At 42.7% G+C, this 16,137-nt stretch carries 16 protein-coding genes, 3 tRNA genes and 1 pseudogene; 15 read left to right on the plus strand and 5 right to left on the minus strand.

What is annotated here, in order from left to right:
* Positions 1 to 10: 10 nt before the first annotated feature.
* The 14 genes and pseudogenes from Q763_RS09530 to Q763_RS18095 form a co-directional block, all read left to right on the plus strand.
* Positions 11 to 325: a DUF4133 domain-containing protein gene (locus Q763_RS09530; protein WP_035133596.1), complete on the plus strand. Its 315-nt coding sequence runs from the start codon at positions 11 to 13 to the stop codon at positions 323 to 325.
* Between the two features lie 34 nt (positions 326 to 359).
* Complete coding sequence (locus Q763_RS09535; RefSeq protein WP_035133598.1) at positions 360 to 2,828, plus strand: TraG family conjugative transposon ATPase; 2,469 nt, start codon at positions 360 to 362, stop codon at positions 2,826 to 2,828.
* A gap of 6 nt (positions 2,829 to 2,834) precedes the next feature.
* Positions 2,835 to 3,524, plus strand: a complete 690-nt coding sequence (locus Q763_RS09540) for a hypothetical protein (RefSeq protein WP_035133600.1) — start codon at positions 2,835 to 2,837, stop codon at positions 3,522 to 3,524.
* Positions 3,525 to 3,532: 8 nt separating this feature from the next.
* Positions 3,533 to 4,189 (plus strand): hypothetical protein, encoded by a 657-nt coding sequence (locus tag Q763_RS09545; RefSeq protein WP_035133602.1) that lies wholly within the window; start codon positions 3,533 to 3,535, stop codon positions 4,187 to 4,189.
* The gene (locus tag Q763_RS09550) at positions 4,186 to 4,824 is read left to right on the plus strand and encodes a tellurite resistance TerB family protein (RefSeq protein ID WP_035133603.1); all 639 of its coding nucleotides are present in this window, start codon (positions 4,186 to 4,188) and stop codon (positions 4,822 to 4,824) included. Before Q763_RS09545 ends, Q763_RS09550 begins: the two co-directional genes overlap by 4 nt.
* 12 nt (positions 4,825 to 4,836) lie before the next feature.
* Positions 4,837 to 6,051 (plus strand): conjugative transposon protein TraJ, encoded by a 1,215-nt coding sequence (gene traJ / locus Q763_RS09555; RefSeq protein WP_052123358.1) that lies wholly within the window; start codon positions 4,837 to 4,839, stop codon positions 6,049 to 6,051.
* Positions 6,052 to 6,081: 30 nt separating this feature from the next.
* On the plus strand, positions 6,082 to 6,693 hold the full coding sequence (traK, locus tag Q763_RS09560; RefSeq protein WP_262493973.1) for a conjugative transposon protein TraK: 612 nt from the start codon (positions 6,082 to 6,084) through the stop codon (positions 6,691 to 6,693).
* Positions 6,694 to 6,764: 71 nt separating this feature from the next.
* Complete coding sequence (locus Q763_RS09565; RefSeq protein WP_035133607.1) at positions 6,765 to 7,244, plus strand: hypothetical protein; 480 nt, start codon at positions 6,765 to 6,767, stop codon at positions 7,242 to 7,244.
* A gap of 2 nt (positions 7,245 to 7,246) precedes the next feature.
* On the plus strand, positions 7,247 to 8,551 hold the full coding sequence (gene traM / locus Q763_RS09570; protein WP_035133608.1) for a conjugative transposon protein TraM: 1,305 nt from the start codon (positions 7,247 to 7,249) through the stop codon (positions 8,549 to 8,551).
* A gap of 27 nt (positions 8,552 to 8,578) precedes the next feature.
* Entirely contained in the window at positions 8,579 to 9,454 is an 876-nt protein-coding gene (gene traN / locus Q763_RS09575) for a conjugative transposon protein TraN (protein ID WP_035133610.1), read from the plus strand.
* 17 nt (positions 9,455 to 9,471) lie between these two features.
* Positions 9,472 to 10,272: a hypothetical protein gene (locus Q763_RS09580; RefSeq protein WP_035133612.1), complete on the plus strand. Its 801-nt coding sequence runs from the start codon at positions 9,472 to 9,474 to the stop codon at positions 10,270 to 10,272.
* Positions 10,273 to 10,277: 5 nt separating this feature from the next.
* Positions 10,278 to 10,571 carry a hypothetical protein gene (locus Q763_RS09585; RefSeq protein ID WP_035133614.1) on the plus strand — a complete coding sequence of 98 codons (294 nt, stop codon included), beginning with the start codon at positions 10,278 to 10,280 and terminating at the stop codon, positions 10,569 to 10,571.
* A 64-nt stretch (positions 10,572 to 10,635) separates the two neighbouring features.
* Positions 10,636 to 10,794 carry a hypothetical protein gene (locus Q763_RS17940; protein WP_013072897.1) on the plus strand — a complete coding sequence of 53 codons (159 nt, stop codon included), beginning with the start codon at positions 10,636 to 10,638 and terminating at the stop codon, positions 10,792 to 10,794.
* A 62-nt stretch (positions 10,795 to 10,856) separates the two neighbouring features.
* Positions 10,857 to 11,789, plus strand: a pseudogene (locus Q763_RS18095) (recombinase family protein); the annotation flags it as partial.
* Positions 11,790 to 12,369: 580 nt separating this feature from the next.
* Here the strand turns inward: Q763_RS18095 and Q763_RS09590 are convergent.
* The 4 genes from Q763_RS09590 to Q763_RS09605 all read right to left on the minus strand — a co-directional run bounded on the left by Q763_RS09590 (position 12,370) and on the right by Q763_RS09605 (position 13,359).
* A tRNA-Arg gene (locus Q763_RS09590) sits at positions 12,370 to 12,443 on the minus strand.
* 22 nt (positions 12,444 to 12,465) lie between these two features.
* Positions 12,466 to 12,540, minus strand: a tRNA-Pro gene (locus Q763_RS09595).
* An 8-nt stretch (positions 12,541 to 12,548) separates the two neighbouring features.
* Positions 12,549 to 12,632, minus strand: a tRNA-Ser gene (locus Q763_RS09600).
* A 157-nt stretch (positions 12,633 to 12,789) separates the two neighbouring features.
* Entirely contained in the window at positions 12,790 to 13,359 is a 570-nt protein-coding gene (locus Q763_RS09605) for a hypothetical protein (RefSeq protein WP_035133617.1), read from the minus strand.
* A 159-nt stretch (positions 13,360 to 13,518) separates the two neighbouring features.
* Between Q763_RS09605 and Q763_RS09610 the strand changes: the two genes are divergently transcribed.
* The gene (locus Q763_RS09610) at positions 13,519 to 14,958 is read left to right on the plus strand and encodes a PQQ-dependent sugar dehydrogenase (RefSeq protein ID WP_084596050.1); all 1,440 of its coding nucleotides are present in this window, start codon (positions 13,519 to 13,521) and stop codon (positions 14,956 to 14,958) included.
* Here Q763_RS09610 and Q763_RS09615 read toward each other — a convergent pair whose 3' ends face one another.
* Positions 14,959 to 16,137 carry a THUMP-like domain-containing protein gene (locus Q763_RS09615; RefSeq protein ID WP_035133619.1) on the minus strand — a complete coding sequence of 393 codons (1,179 nt, stop codon included), beginning with the start codon at positions 16,135 to 16,137 and terminating at the stop codon, positions 14,959 to 14,961. It abuts the gene before it with no gap.

The raw sequence follows: 16,137 nt of genomic DNA on the forward strand, positions 1-16,137 counted from the left end.
AAAGAAACGTATGGCAAATAGTGTGTATCAGGTCAATAAAGGAATTAACCGCAGTATCGAATTTAAGGGATTAAAAGCCCAATATATCTGGTATTTGGGTGGCGGTGTGGTAGGATTGCTCATCGTATTTGCCATCATGTATATCATCGGGCTGCCCACACTGGTATGTATCGGTGTCATTCTCGGCTTAGGCACCCTGCTGGTGATGAAGATCTACCGAATGAGCAATCAATACGGGGAATACGGACTTATGAAAACCCTGGCACGAAAACAGGTTCCCAAAGCGCTCCGCTCCAGAAGCCGCAGGGCATTTTTAAAACGATAAAAAAATAAGTAATAATCCGGTAAATACTATAAGAATGGAAAAAATGTTGGATAATCTATTACCGATTATGGATGTGGAACACGACAGCATCCTGAGCAAACAAGGCGATGTCACCGTCGTGTTTAAAGCAGACCTGCCGGAGATCTTTACCCTTTCCGATCAGGAATATGAAGCTTTTCATCAGGCCTGGGTAAAAGCCATTAAGGTATTGCCCAAATTCAGTGTACTGCATAAACAGGACTGGTTTTTGCAAACCGGGCATCAACCCGATTTTACCAAAGCCGATACCAGTTTTTTAAGCCGGGCAAGTGAGCGGTTTTTTAATGAACGCCCCTTTCTGGATCATAGCTGTTATATCCTACTGACCAAAAAACCGGATAACCGCAAAACGGCAACTTCTGCCTATTCCAGCCTGCTGCGCAGAAGCATCGTCCCGGAAGAAACATTGAAACCCTCTTTGTTACAGGATTTTCTGGACGCTGCCGGTCAGTTTCAACGTATCATGGAAGATAGTGGCTTTGTGAAACTGACCCGATTACGGGAAAAGGAACTTTGGAGTGGCAAACGGACAATGGGTATCATTGAAAAGTACTGCTACCTGTCGGAGCACAATGACCAGTATCTCATGGGAGACATCAACTTCCAGGAAGGCTTACAGGTAGGTTCAAAGCATTGTCAACTTTACACCCTGGGGGATGCTGCTGACCTGCCTGCACTTTGTGGCAGTCGTATCAATTACGATAAGTACAGTACGGACAAAACCAAATTCAGTATCGGCTTTGCCTCTACGCTGGGTCAACTACTGCCCTGTAATCATATTTACAATCAGTATCTCTTTCTTGAGGATGCCCAGAAAACGATCACTAAACTGGAATCCAAAAGGCTACGGTTGCAATCCCTGTCCGCTTACAGCCGGGAAAATATGATTGCCCGTGATGCGACCAATGATTTTTTAAATGAAGCTATCAGTCAGCAACGCCTTCCGGTAAAAGCCCATTTTAATGTACTGGTTTGGACGGAAGATAAGGAAGAACTCAAAGACCTGAAAAACAAAGTATCCTCTGCACTGGCGCAAATGGATGCGGTAGCCAAACAGGAAACCATCGGAGCTCCCCAGATTTTCTGGGCGGGTATTCCGGGCAATGCTGCTGACTTTCCCATGAATGATACCTTCGACACCTTTGCCGAGCAAGCTACTTGTTTTCTCAATCTGGAAACGGGTTACCGTACTTCCTTAAGTCCTGTCGGGATTCGTCTGGGAGATCGGATGACGGGCAAACCTGTACATGTGGACATTAGTGATGAACCCATGAACATGGGGATTTGTACCAACCGTAACAAGTTTATACTAGGCCCCTCAGGGAGCGGAAAATCCTTTTTTACCAATCATATGGTACGCAGCTATTACGAGCAGGGAACCCATATTGTACTGGTGGATGTGGGACATAGCTATAAAGGCTTGTGTGATATGGTCAACGGCTACTATTTCACCTACAGTGAAGAAAACCCAATCCGTTTCAACCCCTTCTTTATCGGGGAGGGTGACAACCTGGACACGGAAAAGAAAGAAAGTATCAAAACACTGCTGCTCGCCCTTTGGAAAAAGGATGATGAAGCCTTTAAACGCAGTGAGTATGTGGCACTTTCCAATGCCATTACAGGATACTACCGGCATCTTGAAAAAAATCCATCGGTGTTTCCTTGTTTCAATAGTTTTTATGAATTCCTGCGAGATGAGTATATATCTGTACTTCAACAAGATCGGGTAAAAGACCGGGATTTTGATATGGATAATTTCCTATATGTACTCCGCCCGTATTACCAGGGCGGTGAATTCGATTACCTGCTCAATGCTACGGAAAACCTGAACCTCTTACAGGAACGCTTTATCGTATTTGAACTGGACAATATCAAAGATCATCCCATCCTCTTCCCGGTAGTGACCATCATTATCATGGAAGTCTTTATCAACAAGATGCGCAAAATGAAAGGCATCCGAAAGATGATCTTAATTGAAGAAGCCTGGAAAGCCCTGATGAAAGAAGGTTTTGCGGAATACATCAAATACCTCTTTAAAACGGTACGGAAATTCTTTGGCGAAGCTATCGTGGTGACCCAGGAAGTAGAAGATATTATTTCTTCCCCCGTGGTCAAGCAGGCAATCATCAATAACAGCGATTGCAAGATACTGCTCGACCAAAGCAAGTACCAAAACAAATTTGACCAAATACAGGAACTCTTAGGGTTAACGGAAAAAGAAAAAGCCCTTGTGTTATCGGTCAATAAAGCCAATGACCCTGCCCGAAAATACAAAGAGGTCTTTATCAGCCTGGGTGGAATGCTCAGCAAGGTGTACCGCACCGAAGTGAGCCTGGAAGAATACCTGGCGTACACCACCGAACAGACTGAAAAGGTAAAACTGATGGAATATGTGGCAAAATTTGGTGGAGACATCCGTAAGGGCATTGCTGCAATGGCTGAAGATCTAAAACTTAAAAAATGATGAACCATGAAAAAATATGCAAGAATGTTACTGCTTGCCCTTTGTATCTCTTTTACGGTGCTACCGGTACAACAGGCGAATGCTATGCAGATACCGATCGTAGAAATCATCAAGGCAGGCATTAAAAAAGTAATCAAAGCCGTGGATTTAAAAATCCAGCGTTTACAGAACAAGACTATCTGGTTACAGAACGCCCAGAAGACATTAGAAAATACGCTTTCCAAGCTCAAACTGGATGAGATTTCCGAGTGGACGGAAAAACAAAAAGAGCAATACCGGGAATATTATGAAGAGCTGGCTAAGGTAAAGGCTATTATTTCCTATTACCAGCGCATCCGGGATATCACCCAAAAACAGGTTCGGCTGGTCAATGAATACCAACATGCCTGGCAGCTCATTCAGCAGGATGAACACTTTACCTCGGATGAAATTGAATATATGTCAGAGGTGTACTCCGGTATCCTGGAAGAGAGCCTAAACAATATTGACCAGATTACCCTGATCGTTCAATCCTTTACCACCACCATGAGTGATGCCAAACGCCTGGAGATCATCAACAATGCCGCCGATCAGGTTGATGCCAATTATGATGACCTGATGCGCTTTAATCAGCAAAATGTATTGCTGAGCCTTTCCAGGGCAAAGACTTCAATTGAAGTACAAACCGTGAAAAAATTATATGGACTTCCTCAATAACACGAACTATGAGAAAGATAATTTTAATAGGACTCATGCTGTTTCTGGCAGCAGGAACCGTTCAGGCACAGACTTTTTCAGAGTGGTTCCGCCAGAAAAAGACACAGAAGAAATACCTGCTTCAGCAGATTGCCGCTTTACAGGTATATATCGGATATGCTCAAAAAGGCTACCGTATTGCCAAAGAAGGTTTGACCACCATCGGAGGGTTTACCAAAGGGGAATTCGACCTGCACAGTGATTTTATAAAATCCTTAAGTACAGTCAACCCTGAAATCAAACATTATGCAAAGGTCGCAGACATCATTGCCCTTCAAATACGCATTGTAGAGCATTACGGGAAAACCTACGGACAGCTTGACAATAGCGATGCTTTTACCGAAGCAGAACTCAGCTATATCGGGCGGGTTTTTACCCGGCTCTTGGAGGATTGTGAACAGGTACTGGATGAACTTATTGCAATAACTACGGATGCCGAGTTGCAAATGGAAGATAATGAGCGTATGAATCGCATCGACAAACTTTACTTGCGGATGCAGGACAATTACACCTTCTCCCAAAGTTTCGGCAATGAAGCCAAGGTCATGGCAGCCGTTCGGATCAGGGAATTCCATGAAGTACAATACGGCAAAACACTCAGGAACCTTCAAAACGAAAACCCATGAAAAAAACAGGAATACTTATAGGACTTGTGATCTGCGGGCTCTTCTGCTCGTTTAGGGCATCAGCGCAATCCGCAGAGATACAACAGCTCTTGCTCAATGTAGAAAAACTGACCCAGTTCAAACAGATATTGAGCGATATGAAAAAAGGCTATCAGATATTGGAAGGGGGTTACAATACCATCAAGGATATATCGGAAGGGAACTTTAGCCTACACAAAGCTTTTCTGGACGGGCTGATGGAAGTAAGTCCCACCGTTCGCAACTACAAACGTGTGGGCGATATTGTGAATTATCAGGTGATACTGGTCAGGGAATACCGGAATGCGTATGACCGATTTCAAAGTGACGGGAATTTCAATCCGCAGGAACTGGCGTATCTCGGACGGGTGTATGATAACCTCTTTGATGAAAGCCTGCGAAATCTCGATGAATTACTGGTCATCATTACGGCAGGTAAAGCCCGTATGAGTGATGATGAACGTTTACAGGCCATTGACCGGATCTATGCCGATATGCAGGACAAACTAATGTTCCTCAGACACTTTAATAATAATACGACCATTCTTGCGGTGCAAAGGGCAAAAGAAAGAAATGATGCCCGCACCATTCGCAATATATATAGTATAAACAACTAAAAATCAAAAATTATGGCAACATATAGAAAAACCGCCTGGCTGGCGGTTATAGGATTGCTATTGCCTTTTATGGGTAGTGCACAGGGAATTGCCGGTGAGATGAACGGCTTGCATAGCGTATTGGAACAACTTTATGATGAAATGATGCCACTGTGCAGTCAGCTTATCGGCGTGGGACAGGCACTGGCGGGATTTGCCGCCATGTGGTATATCGCTTCCAGGGTCTGGGGACATTTGTCAAGAGCGGAACCTATCGACTTTTACCCTCTTTTTCGCCCATTTGTCATCGGGTTTTGTGTGCTGATATTCCCTTCCGTTCTGGGATTGATCAACGGGATCATGAAACCCACGGTGACCGCTACCGCTTCGATGGTGGAAGGCTCCGACAGGGTAATTGCGGTGCTTTTGGAAAAGAAGGAAGAAGCTATCAAAAAAACGGATGTATGGCAGATGTATGTAGGTGAAAGCGGTGACGGTGACCGGGACAGGTGGTATAAATACACCCATGATAATGCCAGTCCTTCCGATGAAGGCTTTTTTGAAGGGATTGGCAACGACATCAAGTTTGCCATGTCCAAAGCCTCTTACAATTTCCGCAATTCGGTCAAGGAATGGATGAGTGAAGTACTGCGGGTACTCTTTGAAGCCGCAGCCTTATGTATCGATACGCTACGAACCTTTCAATTGGTGGTACTTGCCATATTGGGGCCGCTGGTATTTGGGATTGCCGTCTTTGACGGGTTCCAGCATACCCTGACGGTTTGGATTGCCCGCTATATCAATATTTTTCTCTGGCTTCCGGTAGCCAATATTTTCGGGAGCATTATCGGAAAAATCCAGGAGAAAATGCTGGAAATGGACATTGCCCAGGTACAGGATTACGGGGATACTTTTTTCAGCCGGACGGATATGGCGTATCTGGTCTTTATGATTATTGGCATTGTGGGATACTTTACCGTGCCTTCGGTAGCCAATTACATTGTCCATGCAGGAGGTGGTGGTGCTTTGGGACAGAAAGTCACCAGTATCTTCAGCAGTTCCTCCAGAGCGGTTATGGGAGCAGCTACAGGCGGAGCCAGCATGGCGGCGGATGCAATGGGTAATGCTGCAAGTCGTATTTCCCAGAGTATGGCCAGCAATGGTACAACCAATCCTTATTTCAAGGATGGCAATTCGGATGGCGGTGGCTCCGGCTATATGAATGACAAACTCAAAGGTAATTCTTAACCCCAAAAAGGAGAAATCATGTTTAAAAAAATGAAAAATATCGATACGGCTTTTCGGCATATCCGGGGATTTACCATGCTCATTATTGCAGGCTCAGTGCTATTATCCTGCTTTGCCCTATATAAGAGTTTCAGTCTGGTATCCGAAATGCAGGACAGGATTTACATTCTTGCCAATGGCAAGGCACTGGAAGCCTATTCCGCCGGACGTAAGGACAATATCCCAGTGGAAGCACGGGATCATGTGAAAACCTTCCACCAATTGTTCTTTACCCTTGACCCGGATGATAAAGCAATTGAAACGAATATCACTAAAGCTTTATACCTGGCGGATGGCAGTGCCAAACGGATTTATGATGACCTGAAGGAGAACGGATATTATGCCGGGCTTATTTCCGGAAATGTTAACCAGACCATCCATGTGGATAGCGTGGCGGTGGACATCAATGAATACCCCTATAAATTCCGGTGCTACGCTACCCAGCGCATAATCCGTCCGACCAGTATCACTACCCGAAGCCTGATTACCGAAGGGGCGTTGCGTAATGTATCCCGAAGTGATAATAATCCGCATGGTTTTCTGATAGAACGCTGGGCAACCATCGCCAACAAGGATTTGAAAACGACCGCCAGACGGTATTAAGCCCATAATGGACATTTATTCAAAATTAATACAAACAAAGTCAATTGAGTGGCTTATAAAACTTTGTACAAATGAAACGAAATACAAAACAGAAAAAGGAGGCTCCTAAAAACGGACTGTTAATCCTGGGATTACTTGCCTTATACAAATGGCTGCAAAAAGCATGGGCAAAATGGATGTCGAATAAGACAAAGAGTATTTCCAAGCGGGCAGTAACCATAGCACTGGTCGTTTTTATAAGCCTCACCAGTGGATACTGTATCTACCTTGGGGTACACGCCATCACGGGAAAAAGTAAGGGCAATGCCTTTACAGTAACCTCGATCAAACGTCCCCGGCATCTTACGGAATCCGGAGCTATAGCATCACCGCTCCCTCCGGTATCCAAACAGGATTACAGGCGCATCCAAAAGTTCCGGTTGTATATGGATAGCCTTGCCCGAAGTCCATCGGGCAGAAATATCTATGACAGTATTATAGCAACCCGTCCGGGACTGATGGATTCGGTTCGCTATATCGAAAAAGAATATCAAAACTTTAAAAATCAATAACTATGGAAAAACAGGTAATAACACCAAAAATGAAAAGACAACGCAAGTTCCTATTGGTATTGCCGCTGCTCGTACTTCCTTTCACCACTCTGATATTTTGGGTATTGGGAGGCGGACAGGTACAGGAACTACAGGCACAAGAAACTCCACAGAACGGGTTTAACCTTCACCTGCCGGAAGCAAAACTGACCGATGACAAGCAAATGGATAAGATGAGCTATTACAACCGGGCAGAACAGGATTCGGCAAAATTCAGGGAACTCCGTAAAAATGATCCGAACTATAAAAACAGTGTGATTTCAGATATGGATGATGTATTACCCCAACAGGAAGTAAAACCCGGTCAACTATCTTCCGGTGGACTGAAAACTTCCCTCTACGGAAGCGGTCAGGGCAACGATCCGAATACGGATAAAATTTATAAAAAGCTGGAAGCTTTAAACAGGGAATTGAACAAACCGGTGGAACGAACCCAGCTTCCTGAAGATTCCCCGAAACAGGAAACAAAAACCAATTATGGTAATACATCGGTGAGTTCCAGTGATGTGGACAGGCTGGAAGAAATGATGCACACCATGACCCAGCCGGAAGCACCTGACCCGGAACTGGAACAACTCAACAGTATGCTGGAAAAGATTCTTGATGTACAGCATCCCGAGCGGGTTCAGGAGAAACTAAAACAACTATCGGAGGATCGCAGGGAACAATTGTACAAAGTATCCACTGCACAGAAAGATGATAGTATTTCGCTGATGCATACCGGACGCTTTGTTACTCCTACGGCAAATGGATTTTATTCCCTGGACGATGACCAAATTGCTGAACAACCAGAAAATGCCATACAAGCGGTTATTCACGAATCACAGACCGTAGTGAACGGGTCTACCGTAAAGCTTCGCCTGGTCAATGATGTATTCATTAATGGGGTGCATATTCCCAAAGACAACTTTGTGTTTGGAATTGCTTCCCTTAGCGGGGAAAGGCTGCATATCAAGATCAACAGCATTAGAAGCGGTAATTCCCTTTTCCCGGTAGAACTCTCCGTGTACGATATGGATGGATTGGACGGGGTTTACATTCCCGGCGCCATTACCCGGGATGTCGCCAAACAATCGGCTGACCGCTCCATGCAAAACATCGGATTGACCTCTCTTGACCCTTCCTGGCAGGCACAGGCCGCAGGTGCCGGTATAGAAACGGCTAAATCACTGTTCAGTAAAAAAGTAAAACTGATAAAAGTAACCCTGAAAGCGGGCTATCAGGTATTGCTCCGTGATGAAAAACAAAAACAGATCAGTAATCAATAAGTAATAACCATTTAAAATTCCATAAAGATGAAAAAGATAAATGCACATATGGTAATGGGATTTTTCCTGTTCCTTTTCGGATTAAATGTAAACGCTCAAAGCAGGACTATGCTTGAGCCCAAATCCATCGCTCCCTATCCTTTGGAGATTACCTATTTTAAAACGACCAATATTATATTTCCAAGTGCCATTGTGGGTGTGGACAGGGGTAGTAAAGATGTGTTGGCGCAAAAAGCTAAAGGAGCTGCCAATATTCTACAGCTCAAAGCGGCAAGGGACAGTTTCCCGGAGACCAACCTGACGGTGATTACCGCAGATGGGAAATTGAATTCCTTTGTGATTAACTATGCCCTAAAGCCGTCCGTGTTGAATGTTTCCATGAAGGAAAGGGATAACAAAAACAGTATTTTCCTTTCATCCGGATCGGTTAATGAAGCTGAAGTCACTACCTATGCTACACACGCCTTGTATTCCAAATACAAAGACCGTAAGGTAAAGCACCGTAAATATGGTATCCGTTTCGGATTGAACGGGATATTCATTCGGGACAACCTGATGTACCTGCGGTTAACCATTACCAACACATCCAATATCAGCTATGATATTGACCAGTTACGCTTTTTTATCCGTGACCAGAAAAAGGCTAAACGTACAGCTTCACAGGAAATCGAAATTAATCCGGTACACCTCCAAAATAACGTAACAAAAATTAACGGTCGGTCTTCACAGACTTTGGTGGTTGCGGTTCCCAAATTTACCATTCCCGATAAGAAATACCTCGCCATTCAATTGTTTGAAGCAAACGGCGGAAGGCATATCGAGCTCAGTGTAAAAAACAGGACGATTATAAAAGCAGCAGTACTTACCACATTACAAATCAACAGGAAGTACACCTATCAATAACTTTTAAATCAATTATCATGAATCAGAAGAATTTAGAATACCTGAAAGATCAGATTAAATATACCGGTTTTGGAGAAGGTTTTGAAGCTCCTTTAAAAGGAATGATGGAAATAGAAAAACCTGTCTTTAAGCTGGTACATGAAACGCAATTTGGTACCGATAAGGTGGAAGCCCGAATGAATTTTAGCAAATCCAAGCAAACGGATATGTATTTCTTTAACTCCTATCAGGTGAGTGTACAAAAGGAAAATAATCCCGATGAAACCATGAAACAGACCTTCTATATCAACAAAGGGAATAACATTACCCTCAAAGAAGCCTACAACTTAATGGAAGGCCGGTCGGTCAATAAGGATTTGACCAACAAGGAGGGGCAACTCTACAATGCCTGGTTACAGATGGATTTTAAACAGAGTGATGACAATGGAAATTTCAAAATACAGCAGTATCATCAAAACTATGGGTATGACCTGGAAGCAACACTCTCCAAACATCCTATTAAAGAACTGGAGAACGAAACCTATAAATCCAACCTAATCGATTCCCTTAAAAAGGGAAACCTGCAATCGGCAACTTTTCAAAACGAAGGTTCGGAGCAAAAACAGTACATCGAGGCGAATCCACGGTTTAAGACTATCAATATCTATGACAGTAATATGCAACGGGTGGATAACCGCCAGTCCAAGACGGAAAAACAATCGGAAGCACAAAGCCGCTCTGCTAAACAGGAGCATAAAGGTCAGCAGCAGCCGATTGCAGATGAAGCTCCGGACATACCGAAGGCTAAGAAGAAAAGAAAGAGACCCACCATAACCTAAATGATATGGAAGAGTTAAAGCCTTTATCTGATTTTTTTACGGCTATTGAGCAAGATGGCCGTATCAGTATTACACATATAGGGATATATGCTGCCCTGTTAGAGTACAGGGCAAAGATGGGCAATAGCAATCCGATAGTGGCATTCAGTTATGACATTATGAAGATTGCAAAAATATCATCTGCCATGACGTATCATAAATGTGTAAAGGATCTCAATGCCTACGGGTATATACGGTATGAACCCTCATTTAATAAAAACAAGGGGAGTAAAATCTACTTTCACGAAAGCGATGGGTAGCATGAATTAATTTTTCGGTATAAAGCCCTTCGGGGCTTTTGCTGTTTTAAAGCGGAGGTGTAAGATGGAAAATGAAGTAAAGAGAATTCCGCCGGAAAAAGCAATAGCACTATTAAAAGAAGACGGTATAGAAGTAACAGCTGAACAGGTGAAAGTAATACTGGATTTTATGTATGAGATAGCGGATATTGTAGTAGATCAGTATCTGGCAAAACCTGCCTGAATTTCGTATATTTATAAACGAAATCAGTCTGTTAGATGGTACAACCTTAAGACACTCAAAAGATGAAAATTGCAGATTTATACATACGGGTAAGCACGGATGAACAGGCCGATAAGGGATACTCACAACGGGATCAGGAAGAGCGTTTGCGTAAGTATTGTGAAATCAACCATATTCAGGTACGGAAAGTGATTTATGAGGATCATTCTGCAAAAACCTTTAAACGTCCTTCCTGGACAAAACTGTTGGGCATCCTTCGTAAATCCAGAGGGCAGTCCGATTTGATATTATTTACCAAATGGGACAGGTTCAGCCGAAATGCGGGAGATGCTTATCAGATGATCGGCACGTTGAGAAGATTGGGGGTAGAACCGCAGGCAGTCGAACAACCGCTCGATTTATCAATCCCTGAAAATAAAATGATGCTCGCCTTTTATTTGGCTGCTCCTGAAGTGGAAAATGACAGAAGGGCATTGAATGTATTTCATGGGATGCGCAGGGCTAAAAAAGAAGGTCGCTGGATGGGAACAGCGCCGATTGGATACGTCAATAAAACCAACGAAAGCGGTAAAAAATATATTGCCCCAAGGGAAGTTCAGAGCGATATTATGAAATGGGCGTTCAAAGAGTTGGCAAAAAATATGTTCAGTACCGAGCAGGTTTGGAAAATGGCAAAGGAAAAGGGGCTGAAATGCAGTAAGAATAATTTCTGGACAGCTATCCGTAATCCTATGTATTGCGGTAAAATATTTATTCCTAAATACAAAGATGAAGAAAGTCAATTGGTAATGGGGCAACACGAACCCCTGATATCTGAAGCCTTGTTTTATGATGTACAGGATGTGCTTGACGGTCGTAAAAAAGTGATGCGGGCTAAAATGAAGGTGGATGGTCATTTTCCATTACGTGGATTTGTGATTTGCCCGGATTGCGGACGTATGCTGACCGGTAGCAAGTCGAAAGGGCGTTCCCAGTATTATTACTATTACCATTGCTCTGGTGGCTGTAAATTCAGACACAAGGCTGAAGATATGAATGAAAAGATCGTTTCCGAAATTGGGAAATATGTGTATTCCATTCCTAAGCTGAATCTATTTAAAGAAGTCATTACTTCGGTATATAAAACAAAAACCAGAGACAGGATTGGAAATATACAGCAGTTGAAAATCCGTTTACAGGATGAAAACAATAAACTGGCTAAAGCGAGGGAACTGCTTTTATGTGGTGATATTGAAGCGGACGATTACCGAATGATGAAAGCGGATGCCGATAAAAAAATAAACAGGCTGGAAGCCAAACTCACAAGTTCGATTACAGACACGCAAAACGTGGAACCCCTGTGGGATAAGGCTATCAGCAATCTTTCACAATTGGGCTATTTGTATGAAACAGGGACAATTACGCAAAAAAGAAAAATCATTGGTTCGGTCTTTCCTGAAAATCTGACTTTTGACGGATTTGAATATCGAACCACTCGGGTCAATGAAGCAATCAAGTATATCACACTGATAGACAAAGACTTAAATGGAAATAAAAAAGGGACAAATTCATCATTTTTGAATTTGTCCCATCAAGTGATCGCGACAGGATTCGAACCTGTGACCGCCTGCTTAGAAGGCAGGTGCTCTATCCAGCTGAGCTACGCGACCGAAGTTTGTGTTAGTTTTTTTGTCGGGGTGGCAGGATTCGAACCTGCGACCTCCTGGTCCCAAACCAGGCGCGATAACCGGGCTACGCTACACCCCGAAAAGAAGCGGAGAGACAGGGATTCGAACCCTGGCGACGGTTACCCGCCGACAGATTAGCAATCTGCTCCGTTACCACTCCGGCACCTCTCCTCTTTGCTCAAGACGTTAAGCCTTTTTTGCGGTTGCAAATGTAGATGATGATTCTGGTTTCTGCAACTATTTTTAAAGGTTTTTTTAATTTTTTTGAAACTTTAATTTAAAGTATTTAACAGTCAGCATTATAGCAACATTAAAAAATTGTAGTTTTTTACTTAATACATTTGAGGTATTGAATAAAATAGCTATCCGGCTTGTAATTTTTGCCCATAGTTTCTGATTCAAGGTTGCTTCTTAAAGGGTAATCTACGGTTTCAGCCGAGTAAAGTACCCTCATAAAAAGTATGGGAGATGCCTCTAAATCTTCAATTGATCCTTTAGTAAACAAAAAATGTCCGTTAAGCATTCTTAAATTTTTCTTTTCGGCTTCGTCATACAACAATTGTGAGCAGGCATCTTCATCTATACAATACAGGGTTATAACTTTTCCGTTGGTAAGCTGCAGGTGTATGCGTGATTTTTTGGTAAAGCAATACGCTTTAGGGAAATCATCACTTTTTGCCAGTAACTGGAAGTTTAGTACCGGTATGTCGTCATGTAATGTCATGGAGAAGAATACAAAGCTCGATGTTCCGTTAAATACCTTTTCGTGCATTAAATATTCGGGTGTCGATTTTGTTTCTCCTGTATCAGTAGTTACAACAGTGAAATTACAGTCGTCCTGCTGAGCCTGTGCTGTAAGGCCTGAAGCCAGCAATAGCATCAGTAAGTATTTTTTCATGTATGCGGTGTGCTTTAAATTAATGAGATAAGAGCCAAATATAATTAAAATGCTATATCCATGCTTTTAAATTTTAGGTTTAATTTAATAATACCCTTTTGGTTTTGCATTGCACGAGCCACTATGTTTTTGTACTTTGATAGCTTAAAAATCTGCATCATGACTATTAAAACATTTGTATTTCCTGTAATTGCTGTAACCAGTGTTGTATTGTTTTCCTGTAAAGACAAAAAGGAAGCCTATACAGTGACTCAGGAGGTCACAGTAACGGGCAATCAGGACAGAGCTGCACAAAACTACCAAAACTACTGTAGCGGCTGCCACGGTGAGAAAATGGACATGTTTGTAGACAGGCAATGGAAACACGGAAGTGAACTAAAGGATTTGGTTTTTGGTATTAAAAACGGATACAGTAACGACGGTATGCCGGCTTTTGCGGCAACCTTTAGTGATGATGAGACCGAAGAACTGGCTCAATATATCCTTACCGGAATAAAAAATGTGGAGCAGTATTATTTTGAAGACTCTCCCAAGTCCAACATATTTAAAAGCGAAAAACTTACTGTAAGGGTAGATACCATAGCAACCGGGATTGCTGTTCCCTGGGGTATTGCTTTTTTACCTGATAATGAACTGCTGGTGACCAACAGGGACGGACAGCTTTACAGGGTAAAGAACAGAAAAAATACTAAAGTTAACGGTGTGCCGGAAGTGGTTGCCGAAGGGCAGGGCGGATTATTGGACGTGATTTTGCATCCTGATTACGCAAACAACCACCGTATTTATTTTTCGTATTCCAAAGGGAAAAAGGTAAACGGACGAAAACTGGCTACCACAGCAGTTATGACTGCTATACTAGAGGGTAACAGTTTAAAACAGCAGAAGATAATTTTTGAAGCTAATCCGTACGCATCTACACGCCATCATTACGGTAGTAGACTGGTGTTTGATGATAAGGGCTATCTGTTTATCTCGGTAGGGGAAAGGGGTAACGAAAACGGAAACCCACAAACGCTTGGCGATAACCAGTTGGGTAAAATACATCGTATAAAGGACGACGGAAGTATTCCGGCTCATAATCCGTTTAAGGATAAAAACGGTAAGCCTACCAGCTTATATTGCTATGGTAACCGTAACCCACAGAGTTTGGCTATTAATCCGTTTACGAAGGAATTATGGGAAACCGAACACGGTCCGCGCGGTGGTGATGAGATTAATATAATCACTCCCGGTACCAATTATGGTTGGCCATTGGTAAGTTATGGCATTAATTATAACGGAGAGGTAATAACCGATAAAACAGAAGCACCGGGCATACAGGATCCGTTGCATTACTGGATACCTTCTATCGCACCAAGCGGAATGGCGTTTGTAACTTCTGATGTGTATAAGCCCTGGAAGGGTGCTTTGCTTGTAGGGTCGTTACGCTTTAAATACCTTAACCTTTGCTACCTTGACGGAGCTAAGGTTACCCACGAAGAAAAATTACTTAAAAACATAGGCCGGCTTAGAGATGTAAGGCAGGGACCTGACGGTTATATTTATGTAGCTGTTGAAGATACCGATGCCAGTGTACTAAGGCTCATACCTGTACAATAATCAGGCTTTACTGCAAATAAGCATAAGTTTGTTGTTATCCTTATCCGTAGTAAAAAAGGCGTAAGTATCTCCACCGTCCTTTATTTTCCATTTCTTACGGAGTTCTTCTACCGATATAGGGAAGTTACGCACGGTAATATTCATTTTTTGCCCTGTAGCGTATTTTTTCATCTCGGTCTTACCATAAGGTACAATTTCGTTAATAACGAATTTACGCCCCGGAAAATCAATCAATGTATGGTTTGTATAAAGTTGCGTATGCCTGTGTAGTTTGTACAGGTTAAACTGTTTTGCAACATCATTAAACGCGCCCGATTTCATTATGGCACTATTGGGCTCATACAGGTACTGTTGAGGTAGAGAATAGGAGACGTCAGGTTCGTCTTCAACCGTAGTGGTGAATATTTCCGGTTCGCCGTCTTTACTAAGGTTTACCGCATGTATGGCAGGTATTCCTGTAAATCCTTTTTCAATATGCCAAAGCAACTCCTTAACCTCGTTATTAAGGGCTGTAATGTATATTTCCTTAACCGAATGCAGCTCACTTAGTCCGGCAGCTATATCCAGTAACGGAGCTGTTTTAATGAGTATGTTACTACTGTAGTTAAAGTAAGTGTCTAAAAGTTCGGGTACATTAGGCAGGCAGTCTTTTAACATAAAAACCTTTCCTTTAACATCACTTCGGCGAGATGGGTCTATGTAAATCCAGTCCCACTGTTGTTTCAGTTCGGTAAGGGTATCAAGGCTGTCGCCTGTATAGCATTGTATATTATTAACTCCCATATTGCTAATATTATGAGCAACAATTTGTGAGAGCTGTTCATTCATTTCGCAATGTGCTATTTTGCTAACGGTTTTAGCAAAATAATAATCGTCCACACCAAAACCTCCGGTAAGGTCAATAAGGCTTTCGCCCGATACAAGGGAAGCTTTGTATTGTGCCGTGATTTCCGATGAGGTTTGCTCTACCGATACTTTTGAAGGGTAAATAATATTACTGCTCTCAAACCAGGTAGGGAGTTTGTCTTTTGCTTTTTGGCGTGCAGCGATTTGGTTTAGTATATCAGTCCATTCCACATCGTGGAACGGGTTTTTCTGCAATGCGAGTTTGCTCACATCGGTATTGGTATTCTGTAAAATAAATTCCTGAACCTGCGGACTTAAAATGGTAAGAGGCAA

Origin of the sequence: Flavobacterium beibuense F44-8, assembly GCF_000769915.1 — a bacterium.
GTDB lineage: Bacteria > Bacteroidota > Bacteroidia > Flavobacteriales > Flavobacteriaceae > Flavobacterium > Flavobacterium beibuense.